The 11,612-nt window shown below is 42.1% G+C and carries 5 protein-coding genes; 3 read left to right on the forward strand and 2 right to left on the reverse strand.

Translation table 11 applies throughout. The annotated features are described in order from the left end of the window. The first annotated feature begins 37 nt into the window (after positions 1–37). Positions 38–2,851 (forward strand): sugar-binding domain-containing protein, encoded by a 2,814-nt coding sequence (locus tag KTG12_RS12260; protein ID WP_138272820.1) that lies wholly within the window; start codon positions 38–40, stop codon positions 2,849–2,851. 123 nt (positions 2,852–2,974) lie between these two features. On the opposite strand, the gene KTG12_RS12265 is transcribed toward KTG12_RS12260, so the two are convergent. Continuing rightward, the gene (locus tag KTG12_RS12265; protein ID WP_138272821.1) at positions 2,975–3,925 is read right to left on the reverse strand and encodes a hypothetical protein; all 951 of its coding nucleotides are present in this window, start codon (positions 3,923–3,925) and stop codon (positions 2,975–2,977) included. Positions 3,926–4,066: 141 nt separating this feature from the next. On the opposite strand from KTG12_RS12265, the gene KTG12_RS12270 reads away from it, so the two are divergent. Beyond that, positions 4,067–5,056, forward strand: a complete 990-nt coding sequence (locus KTG12_RS12270; protein ID WP_155143589.1) for a sugar phosphate isomerase/epimerase — start codon at positions 4,067–4,069, stop codon at positions 5,054–5,056. A 55-nt stretch (positions 5,057–5,111) separates the two neighbouring features. Here KTG12_RS12270 and KTG12_RS12275 read toward each other — a convergent pair whose 3' ends face one another. Beyond that, positions 5,112–7,592, reverse strand: a complete 2,481-nt coding sequence (locus KTG12_RS12275) for an outer membrane beta-barrel family protein (RefSeq protein ID WP_216945447.1) — start codon at positions 7,590–7,592, stop codon at positions 5,112–5,114. Positions 7,593–8,446: 854 nt separating this feature from the next. Between KTG12_RS12275 and KTG12_RS12280 the strand changes: the two genes are divergently transcribed. After that, a complete protein-coding gene (locus KTG12_RS12280) occupies positions 8,447–11,605 on the forward strand; it encodes a TonB-dependent receptor (RefSeq protein ID WP_216945448.1) in 3,159 nt (1,052 codons plus the stop codon). Positions 11,606–11,612 lie beyond the last annotated feature (7 nt).

Genomic DNA, 11,612 nt, shown 5'->3' on the forward strand with positions numbered 1-11,612 from the left:
ATATGGAATCTATGTCTAATAGCTAAATGAAAAAAGTATGGTAAGAAAGAGCGTTTTTAAGTATAGATGTATTTTTATATGGTGTTGTTTATGTTGTGTTTCGATAGTGAAAGCACAGGTAAGAGATTTGGAGTCTCCATATTATATTTATCCGAGGCAGGCAGAGCAGCATATCGATTTATCTCAAAATTGGGAGTTGAGTTCGGAAGAAATCCCTGTTGAAAACTTAGCAAAACTTAAAGAGAATAACTGGTTTTCAGTGGCATATCCGACTTCTGTTCAGATGGCTAATTATAAAGCGGGCATATTGGGAGACCCTTATAAGCATTTGAATGCAAGGGAACATGAAAAGTTAGAACAGAAAGTTTGGTATTACAAAAAACATTTTGTAATACCTCAAAAACGGAAGGGGTACTCTTGTATATTGAATTTTGATGGTATTGACTATTTTGCGAAGGTCTGGTTAAATGGCATAGAACTAGGCAAGCATCGAGGTATATTTGGGGGACCCGTCATAGATGTAAGTGAAAATTTAAATTATGGAGGGGATAATGAACTGATTGTAGAAGTCATATCTGCCAATTATGGGAAAACATCGTTTAATCCGAATCGACCGGGAAATATCGTAAAAGGTTGGTTCCTGATGGGAGGAAGTGCAATGGAACCTTTTTTCAATTTAGGCTTATGGAGAAACGTTCGTCTGGAATTCGTTCCTGAATATCATTTGGAACGTCCTTTCCTTTTTACAGAAAAGATAGAAAACAATCAGGCTACAATTGGTTTTAGCGTTGAACTGTTTGCTGGGAAAAACACATTGAATTATCAGTTACATCCCTGGAATAATTGTCAGATATCGAATTATGGAAAGCCCTCTAGTGCTCCACAGAATAAACGGGTAAAAGATAAGTTGACAGTAGTACTCGACTTAATAGATAAGGGACAAATCGTATTCTCAAAAGAATTTTTACCAGAGGTGATTGAAGGGAGATGTTGGATGGATGAGCACTTTATTATCGATAATCCCAAACTTTGGTATCCGAATGGTTTAGGTAACCCGGATTATTATCAGGCAAAAATAACATTAAAAGTAAATAATCAATTGACTGATTGCATTCAGTTTGATTTTGGTATTCGAACAATAGAGCAAGTTCGGAGTGCCGGTATTCGGACAAGTGACAGATGGCAAGATTGGCAGTTCGTTGTAAACGGGAAAAAGTTTTTTGTGAAAGGTGTCAACTGGATGCCTGTTGATGCCCTCTACGATTTAACTGTGGAGAAGTATGATTGGGCTGTGAAAATGGCACGAAATATGGGAATTCAGATGTTTCGGATTTGGGGTAGTGGGTTGTTAGAGAGCGATGCTTTTTATGATGCATGTAATAAATATGGTATAATGGTTTGGCAGGATTTTAATATTGCCAATTTTGATACGCCCGAATGGCCGCAGGAAGTTTGGGAGGCGCAGGTTTGCCAAAATATTTTCCGGTTGAGAAATCAACCCTCTTTGGCTGTTTGGTGTGGTGGAAATGAATTTAATCCGTATTCTTATGGAAATGCGGCTTCTATGGGTATTTTGGAGCGTAATTTAGCTATATTTGATCCGACAAGGTGTTTTCTGCGTACTTCTCCGGATGCTGGTTCTATGCATTCTTATCCGGATTTTGATCCTGCATGGTATAAAGGTTTTGAGTTGATACCCTATGTCGCTGAGACTGGCGTACATTGTATAACGGACCCTGCAAATATAAAACAAGTGGTTTCTCCGGGTGAGTTGGTTGATTTGGGAGGAATGTACGATAAGAATTTTGTGTTGGAGCATCCTGAATTTGTGGAACATTTTGCTGAATATAATCCTTCTCGTGTACCTCGTATGTTAAGTCGTGCTTCCCATATTGATAATATGGCTAAACCGACGTTAGAAACAATTGCAGAAGCGACTCAGATTGGTGCTGGTGAATTTTATCAGGTTATGTCAGAAGGTATTCAAAGCAATTATCCGGTTACAACAGGGCTGATGCCTTGGGTCTATAAACGTCCTTGGCCAGTAGTTGCTGCAATTAATTTGGTCGATGGTATGGGGCAGCCTTCTGCTACTTATTATTTTCTAAAAAGGACGTACGAACCGACTCATGTTTTGTTGAATATCAAGCACCTGTTGTGGGCACCTGGAGAAGCTTTTCCGATTTCCATAAATGTTTTAAATGGGGTGGACCGACCTAGTTTTAAAGGAGTGGTACAGGTGAAAATATTGGATGACTCTTTTAGAGAAGTTTGGCAAGCTTCGGAAAATGTTAATGTTCCGGAAGGCACATCGGTTTTAAAAGAAGAGATAGGGACATATGCTATTCCTCATACATATAGAGAAAAGTACTTTTTTGTTATTGTTTCTTTGACTGATGAGTATGGGAAAGTGATTTCTCATGCTGAGTATTGGCCTCGTACCATCAAGTTAATGGAGGATGAGGCCTATTATCAGAAGTTTGTCTCAGAACCTATTGAATGGCCAACTATGGAGAATGGTCCTTGGTTAAAGCCGACCGTGGCTAAACATAAAACTTCTGTTGGGTTTAAAGAGGTAAAGTTGATGAAAAAGAATGGGAACAAAGGAAGGTTACATGTAGTAGTGACGAACAAAGGAAGATTGCCTTCTTTTATGACTAATTTGAATATAGAAGATGTTTCCCGCTCTTTTTATGCGAATGATAATTTTTTCTGGTTGGCTCCTGGTGAAACGAAAAGTATCGAGATAGATTTTGAACTGAGAGAAAGACAAGTGGCAAGTTCTATGAAGTTGGTTCTTAATTCTTGGAATGCTAAAACACAGAGCCGGATGGTGAAATTGGTTGATTAGTTGGGGAAAATATGGAGAGCTCGTGCTTTCACAAGTACGGGCTTTCCGAAAATTATTAACCATTAAACTTGTAAATCCAAACCTGATTTTAATAAACTGTGGACTATAACAAGATATAAAATTTTATTCGTAATCAGGCAATTCAATATCGGTTGTCTCTTCCCATTTCCCATTGTTGTAGATGCTGATCTGGAATGTGTCGTCGGATTCGGAACGGCTGTAGAGGCGGCCTTTATAACGGATGATCTTGTTTTTTTCCGGAATGATATTGTCGATTTGCCGTTCCCGGATCGGTTCGTCGTTTTTGGCGATGGCCGAAAGGCGGACGGCTATTTTATTGTCGGTGGGAGGTATGAAAGTATAAAAAGAATGTACTTTGTTTACTTCTCCGATCTCATTATTTTTGAATGTATAGGAGAGGATTTGCTTATCCGGGGTTTTTATCCCCTGACCGGTGGCGATGTCCAGTTGATTGGATATTCCGTCGATCTCCATATCGAACTGTTTCAGTATGTCGGAAACCGAATCGGTCGCCATGAACTCAATACGGCTGACGATACGTTGAAGAGAGACATCTTTGTTGGTGATTTCTGCAACATCGATGTTTAGGGATATCATTTCGTAGAATGTATCCGAGATGCTGTCGAAAGAAAAAGTTGAACCGGATAATACAGCGTTTTTTGAATTGTGGGCTAAAAAGTAGAATTTGTAGTCGCCTTGTGGCAAACTGTCATATATGCAACTGAAATCCGCATCCAGATCGGTGGGATTGTAAGTGAACTGCTTGTGCTTGATTAATGCAGGAGTATCTTCGTTTTTAAATACCACATATTCGATGGTGGAACATATTTCGTTCAATTCGGCGTCGCTCTCTCCAGCTTTCGAAGCCGTTGGTTCCGGAATCACGTTATTCGGTATGCTGCGGGTGGGAAAAGACACTATCTCTTTTTCCATCTGAATGCTGAATTGAATGGGGAAAAACTTTGTTTGCGGGATGACTTTTTCGAGTGAAGAACTGTCGCAACCTGTCAAGTAGAGTACGCAGCCAAGTGCAAAAAACACTTTCTTTCTCATAGTTAAGTTTTTTAGTTGTTTATAATGTTACAAAGGAAAGATAAATAATCAGAAATGAAAAATATTTGTAGATGAATTTAAAAAGATATTTTATATTTGTCGAACAGACACAATGTATTAACCTTAAAAAGAACGAAAAACATGGCACGTCCTGTAACATTATGTACATTGCAGTGGGGAGACTTACCGCTGGATGTTATTTGTGAAAAAGCAAAATCATTTGGTTTTGACGGTGTTGAATTGGGATTACCATCTCATTTGGATGTTCGGCAGACAGATCCGGAATATTATCGGAATATCAAGGTGACACTCGATAAGTACGGTTTGCAACTGTTTTGTATTTCGAATCATCTGGTCGGCCAGGCGATATGTGATAATATCGATCAACGGCATAAATCCGTATTGCCTGATTATATCTGGGGCGATGGCGATCCTGATGGAGTGCACCTGCGGGCGGTCGAAAATATGATTCAGGCAGCCCATGCCGCTAGAATGCTGGGAGTCGACACCGTAGTCGGTTTTGCGGGAAGTTCGATCTGGCAATGGCTCTACTCCTTTCCTCCTGTTACCGACGAGATGGTGAATGAAGGGTATGCTGATTTTGCCCGACGTTTTATTCCGATTTTAGACGAATATCAAAAGTTAGGTGTCCGTTTCGCTCTCGAAGTACATCCGACCGAGATCGCGTTCGATACTTATTCTGCCCGTAAGGCTCTTGAAGCGATCGATTATCATCCGGCTTTCGGTTTTAATTACGATCCGAGCCATTTGGGGTATCAGGGAGTGGATTATGTAGACTTCATCAACCAGTTCCCGGATCGTATTTTCCATGTCCACATGAAAGATGTGTATTGGAGCGATACTCCGAAACAGATCGGCGTGTTCGGCGGCCATTCAACTTTTGGCGATGCCCGCCGCTTCTGGAATTTCCGTAGCTTAGGACGTGGAAAGATCCGGTTTGAAGAAATTATCCGTGCTTTGAACGATATCGGCTATCAAGGTCCGCTCTCGGTGGAGTGGGAAGATAGCGGCATGGATCGTGAACATGGAGCACGCGAGTCTTGCGCTTTTGTCAAACAGGTGGATTTCCTGCCGTCGGCACATGCCTTCGATGCCTGTTTTGAAAGATAAGAGGATGTAGGTAAGAAGGGATAAGTGCGGCAAAGGTTTATCCCTTCTTTTTTATTTAGTCCATTTCATACATGTCCGGTTCCTCGCTCCTGCTTTTGTCTTTTTTCTTGTTCATATTGCCGAAGTTGTAGGTCAGGGTAAAACCAACTCTTCTGCCACCACGCCAGTTCTCGGAATCCTGCCAGAAACCGTCTCCGGATGTAATGGTGCGGAATCTGCGGGAGTCCAGCAAGTCGCGTGCATTGATACTTAACGTCAACTTGTCTTTTAAGAAAGATTTGCGCAATCCAAGATCGACTGAGTAGTTCGGTTCGCGGTATCCTTGTGCCATCAAGCGCTTGGAATTATAGTTGCCTGTGCCCTGTAGGGAAACACCCCAAGGAAGACTGACATTGGCAATCATGCGTACGTTCCAGTTGAAGCTTTCATCCTCCTCTCCAATGACAGGAGCTTCCGCTCCTTCGGGCAGATAGCTGAAACCGTCTAATTTGGAGTAGTAGAGGTTTACGGTCGTTGTCAGGCTAAGGATGCTGAATAAATTGTTTTTTCCAACGATTTCCAGACCGCTGTTTTGCTGGCGGGCTACGTTTTCACTGGTCGTGTACATTACATTGTCTGCCGTGTTCAAGAAACGAATGCGCTGGATCACGTCATCTGTCGAGCGATAGTAGCCGGATAATGATAGGGTATGGCCGGATTCCCAGGTCTTGATATAATTCAATTCGAAAGAATGGGAATATTCAGGTGTCAGTTCCGGGTTACCGAAAGAAATGTTGGAGGCATCGGAAATATTGCGGAATGAATTTAGCTGTCCACCCCAAGGACGACGCAGGCGACGGGTATAGTTTACTTGTATTTCATTGTTTTTAGGGAGGGCATAGGAGATAAAGGCACTTGGAAACAACTTGAAATAGTCTTTCTCGAAAGTTTCCGACGGCTTGCCGTTAAATTCCTGGTCGAAGTCCAGCGAGCGGGTATCCACACGCCAATATTCTCCACGTAGGCCGGCTTGGTAGCTCAGATTGTTCCACTTGCCTCCATACGTCATGTACAAGGCATGCACATCCTGGTTATATAGAAAGCGGTTGTAAAGTGCCTGGTCCTGTTCGATGTCGGTAGCGGTTGTTCCGGTATAGGTATCCACAGGGCTGGATTCTCTTGGGAATGTCCCTTTATAACCTGCCTCGATCCGGCTCGCGTCGGATATTTTGTTTGTGTAGTCGGCCTGAACTTCCCAGCTTTTGTTTTTGATGTTGTTTTCCTGAGTTTGATATTCCTGTTTGTCGGTTAAGTCAGTGTCCGTATATCGGGTTGATTGTTCGTAAATGCTTAGTCCGTCGTTTCTCCATTGGTTATTGCTGACGGTTAAGTCTATATTGCTGTTTTCCGAGAATTTGTGTAAGTAATTCAATTCCAGGTTATACATTTTCATGTCCGAGTTTCCGTCTGTTGTACGGTCGCTGGTGTAAACCGTATTCTTTTGCTTGTCTGTCGAAATGTAATGGATCGATTCGTTGTTGTCGCCCCCTCCGGTCATGCCGGTCATGTTGAATGCTAGGTCGTCGCTTTTGGTAATGTGCCAGGTTGCCCCGATACGTCCGAACCAGTTGTTGTGTTGTCGTTTGGAGTTGTTGGTCTGGTCGAGAAAACTATTGTTGGCTGTATTTTCACGACTTGTGATTCCACCGCCTTTCATTTCCCGGTTCCGATAGCTCAGATTGGCGTACGCGTCTACTTTGCTACTGCTGTAGTTGATGTTTCCACTTGCCTGATAACCTCCGTCCGTATCGGCTCCGGCTTTTACGCTGCCGTAGTAACCGGGTTTCCGGTCATCCTTTAAAATAATGTTGATAATCCCGGCTGTTCCCTCCGGGCTGTATTTGGCAGAGGGATTGGTAATGACTTCCACTTGTTTGATATCTTCTGCCGGCATCATTTCCAGTATGTCCGCCTGGTTGTCTGCTGTCAGTCCCGATGCTTTTCCGTTGATCCAGACTGTTACGCTGGAATTTCCACGCAATGAAACAGATCCTTCGTTATCGACTTCCACGGATGGGATATTGGCAAGCAAATCACTGGCCGATCCCCCTTCGGATGCGATATCTTGTGTTGCGTCGAAAACTTTTCTATCGAGCTCGAATCTCATTTGGGGCTTTTTTGCTACGATTTCTACTTCTCCCAATTGGTTGGCATCTTCTTCCAGGGTGAGTTCTCCAAGATTAAGAGTTTGAGAATTGTTGCTGATTGTTATATTTTTAGAAATTTCCGCGTAGCCGATATAGGAATAAGTAACTATATATTCCCCCTTCTTCAGTCCTCCGATACTGTAATTTCCGTCACTTCCGGTAACGGCTCCCTGCAATATTTTGTCCGAACCTTTTGCTTTAACCTGGACGGTTACAAATTCGAGTGGTCCCCCTAATTCGCCGTCCATTACAATACCTTTAATCCTTCCGTCCGTTTCATTACCTTTTATATCCGGAGCCAAACACAAAAGCATACCGGTTAAAAGTAAGCTCATCTTTTTTGTCATCATCTTCCAAATCTGTCTTTTACATTTTACAAAACGATTTATATGACTGCTATCATACAAAAAGGTTTATTTGAAAAATCAAAAATTAGGTAAAATCCTTTTGTATGGTATGATGATGGATCGGGTATGCCATCTCTTTTCCTTACCTTTTAAACCCTGTCAATGATGAAGTTTTTTTACAGGCTCTTTCTGCTGAGTGGAAGGAGGGAAGTTGAAGAAAGAAGAAACAAGCTGTTTTGTGATACATGAATGACTTTTTATTATCTAATACCTGTTAGAGTTTGTTCTACCTTTTATTCCATGATAAAAAGCAATCAAGATGAAGTATTTTTTCATTCATCTTATCCCGATGTCCCGTTACGCAATTCTATAAATAGGAATTGGATGAAAAACTCCTTCTTGCTTAGTACTATGGCTGAAAAATATGATCATTTCTTTTATGAAGAAATTAAGGGGGAATATATTGATTTCCATGAACAATGATGGGGAACTGTTCGTTTGCAACGAACGATGATGTGGTTGCCTTAGGTTTTTCAAAAGTTTTGGTGCCAATATGGTGTAGGTTTTATCATAGTCCTGCAAGAACTGCGGCTCAAATATAGGCAAATATCCACAACTTTCTATAAAAAAACACACAATAATTTAATCAATTCGATAAAAAGTATATTAGATTCTTTGTATCATACAGATATAACCAAGATTCTACAACTTATATATTAAATAATCACTCCAAATCACCGCAGTTCTTGCAGAACTTAATGTAAATATAAAGAATGTATAATCGTGTAAAATTATAAGTCTTTGTGTTTTAGGATCTTTAGGCTATTTTTTTTATTATAAAATAAAAATGTTAACTTATGAATTTAATCTCAATTAGAAAAAAGCGGAGACCTGCAATTGCTTTATTGCTTTGTACTGGTTTGTTGGGGGCTTGTCCTCCGGATGCCGTTGCTGATGCGGGAGATAGATTGCCCGTCCCTGAAATCCAACAAAGTAAGTCGCCTGTTAAACGTACGTTAGTCGGTACTGTTACGGATGCCTCTACCGGTGAAACACTGATCGGTGTAAATGTTATCATTAAAGGTACTACTCAAGGTACAGTGACTGATCTTGACGGAAAGTTTTCCATTGAAGTAACAGGTAAAGATGAAATCGAAATCTCTTATATCGGTTATAAGACACAAACGATCGAAGTGGGTGATTTAGGCGTCTTGAACGTTAAGATGGAGGGGAATAATGAAGTTTTGGACGAAGTCGTTGTTGTTGGTGCCGGTACTCAGAAGAAAGTATCTATTACCGGTGCGATTACAGCTACAGAAGGTATACAGCTGAAAGCTCCGACATCTTCATTGACCAGCTCACTGGCTGGTAAACTGGCTGGTGTCATTTCTACGAACAGCAGTGGTGAGCCGGGTTCTACTTCTGCGTTCTATATCCGTGGCATCAATACGTTTGGTGGTGTGGCAACTCCATTGATTTTGTTGGATGGCGTGGAAATATCGTCTGGGGACTTGAACCGTATTCCGGCAGAAAGTATCGAAAGTTTTTCGGTTTTGAAGGATGCTTCGGCGACGGCAATCTATGGTAACCGTGGTGCGAATGGCGTCATGCTTGTTACAACCAAACATGGGAAGGAAAATACAAAAGCAACGGTCAACGTGTCGGTCGAGGCTTCTTATTTCCAGCCGATGAATACACCGGAGTTTGCTGATGGACCGACATTCATGCGCACCTATAACGAGGCGCAGCAGGCGCGTAGTGCGACAGTAATTACACCACGTTATTCGGATGAGATCATTGCGGCGACAGAAAGTGGTATCAATCCGTATGTCTATCCGAATGTAGATTGGTATGACATGATTTTCCGTAGTGGAAATTATAATCAACGTGCTAATGTGAACGTATCGGGTGGTGCGTCGCGTGTTACTTATTATATGAGTTTGCAGGCAAACCATGATACAGGTTTGCTCAATGCTGCGGACAATTCAGCTTTCAATCCGAACATTAACCATTGGGAGTACAATTTTCAAAATAACATCAGTTATAAGTTGACGAATACGACGACTGTCAATCTTCGTATGATGGCGCAAATCGGTAGCCAAAAGGGACCGAATAATAAGACTACTGATATCTACAAAAAGGTGATGTATGCCAATCCTGTCTCTTTCCCCGCTTATTTCCCTGGCGAAGAAGATCATATTTATTATGGTAATGCCGAAATTAAAGCTGGGGCTTACGGAGAAAACCCTTACCAATACATGATGGGATCGTTCAGGGAAGACAACTTCAATACGCTGAATACCTCTTTGGATATCTCGCAAGACTTGGGATTTGTCACAAAAGGTTTAAGCGCAAAGGTTTTAGTGAACTTTAAAAATTGGTCAAACTCTTATTATACCCGTTCGCTATCTCCTTATTACTATCAGGTACAGCCCGATAGTTACGATCCCGAAAATGATACCTATGCTTTGCGACTTTTGCAAACTGGTACGGATTATATCAGCCAGTCTGACATCACTAAAGAGGCCGATCAAACATTCTATTTGGATGCCCGTTTGGATTGGAAACGTTCGTTTGGCAAGCATAATATGACTGCCATGTTCATGTATATGATGAGAGAGTATCGTAATGGAGTCTTGCCCAATCGTAACCAGGGTTATTCAGGACGAGCCACTTATGATTATGACAACCGCTACTTGGTAGAGTTCAATTTCGGTTACAATGGTTCCGAACGGTTGGCAAAGGAGGATCGTTTTGAGTTCTTCCCGGCCGCATCTCTCGGTTGGGTATTAAGCGGGGAGCAGTTTTGGGAGCCGATCGCCGATTATGTGGATTATTTCAAGATTAGGGGATCATACGGTTTGGTTGGTAGTGACCAGTTCAACAGTGGTGCACAACATTTTCTTTACCAAAATCAAGTAGCTATTGGGAGCGGTGCCTCTTGGCATTCGGGACTTCCCGGGCAATGGTTAAATCGTCAGGGGCATGGTTTCAATATTCTTGCCGTACAAAATGCTGGATGGGAACATGTGAAAAAGTTGGATATCGGACTTGACGCTTCGCTTTTTAACCAAGTGAACATTACATTCGATTATTTCCGTGACTACCGCGACCGTATCTTGATGAAACGTGCCAGCTTCGGAAAGCTACTCGGTTATTGGGGCAGTACGCCTTGGAGCAATATCGGCGAAGTGTTGAATACCGGTTTCGAAGTCAGTGTCAATTGGAAAAAACAATTTGGAAAAGACTGGCAAGTCGACTTCCGTGGTAACTTCACCTATAATCGAAACGAATACAAGTTTTCTGACGAACCGAATTATCCCTATGTATGGCAAACGGAAACTAACAAACCGTTGAATCGATTGACCGGTTATGTGGCAGAAGGGCTTTTCAGCAGTCAAGAAGAGATAAATAATTGGCCTGATCAAACACAGTTAGGTTCGAAGCCGATGCCTGGTGATATTAAATATCGCGATATCGATGGTGATGGTGCGATCACATCCGAGGATAAGGTAATGCTTTCGCCTTACGGGGATATGCCGCGTATCCAATATGGGTTAGGGTTGAACGTTCGTTGGAAGAAATTCGACTTCGGAGTCTTCTTCAATGGTTCGGCCAAACGTAAAATTATGATCAACTCCGGCTTTGCTCCATTTTTGGCTTCCGGTGGCGATGGTGGTCCGTCGGAATCTTTACCACGCAATTTGATGTCGTGGATTGCCGAGAGCCATTGGTCGGTCGACAATCCTAATCCGGATGCACTCTACCCGCGTTTAGGAACTTCAAATGCTGACATCGCGGGTAATATCCAACCGAGTTCTTATTGGATGCGTAACGGCAATTTCCTTCGTTTCAAAACGTTGGAATTGGGTTATACCTTCCCGATGTGCCGCGTTTATTTCAGCGGTGATAACTTGGCCGTATTCAGTCCCTTCAAGTTGTGGGATCCGGAATTGGCTTGGAACGCTTATCCGTTGCAGCGGACTTTTAACCTGGGGGTGCAATTTACTTTCTAATGTTTAA

The sequence above is a fragment of the Parabacteroides sp. MSK.9.14 genome (assembly GCF_019041495.1).
Taxonomy (GTDB): domain Bacteria; phylum Bacteroidota; class Bacteroidia; order Bacteroidales; family Tannerellaceae; genus Parabacteroides; species Parabacteroides merdae.

Coding starts and splice junctions, on each gene's coding strand:
- KTG12_RS12275 (WP_216945447.1), bottom strand. CDS start 7,592: ATGATGACAAAAAAGATGAGCTTACTTTTAACCGGTATGCTTTTGTGT.
- KTG12_RS12265 (WP_138272821.1), bottom strand. CDS start 3,925: ATGAGAAAGAAAGTGTTTTTTGCACTTGGCTGCGTACTCTACTTGACA.
- KTG12_RS12260 (WP_138272820.1), top strand. CDS start 38: ATGGTAAGAAAGAGCGTTTTTAAGTATAGATGTATTTTTATATGGTGT.
- KTG12_RS12270 (WP_155143589.1), top strand. CDS start 4,067: ATGGCACGTCCTGTAACATTATGTACATTGCAGTGGGGAGACTTACCG.
- KTG12_RS12280 (WP_216945448.1), top strand. CDS start 8,447: ATGAATTTAATCTCAATTAGAAAAAAGCGGAGACCTGCAATTGCTTTA.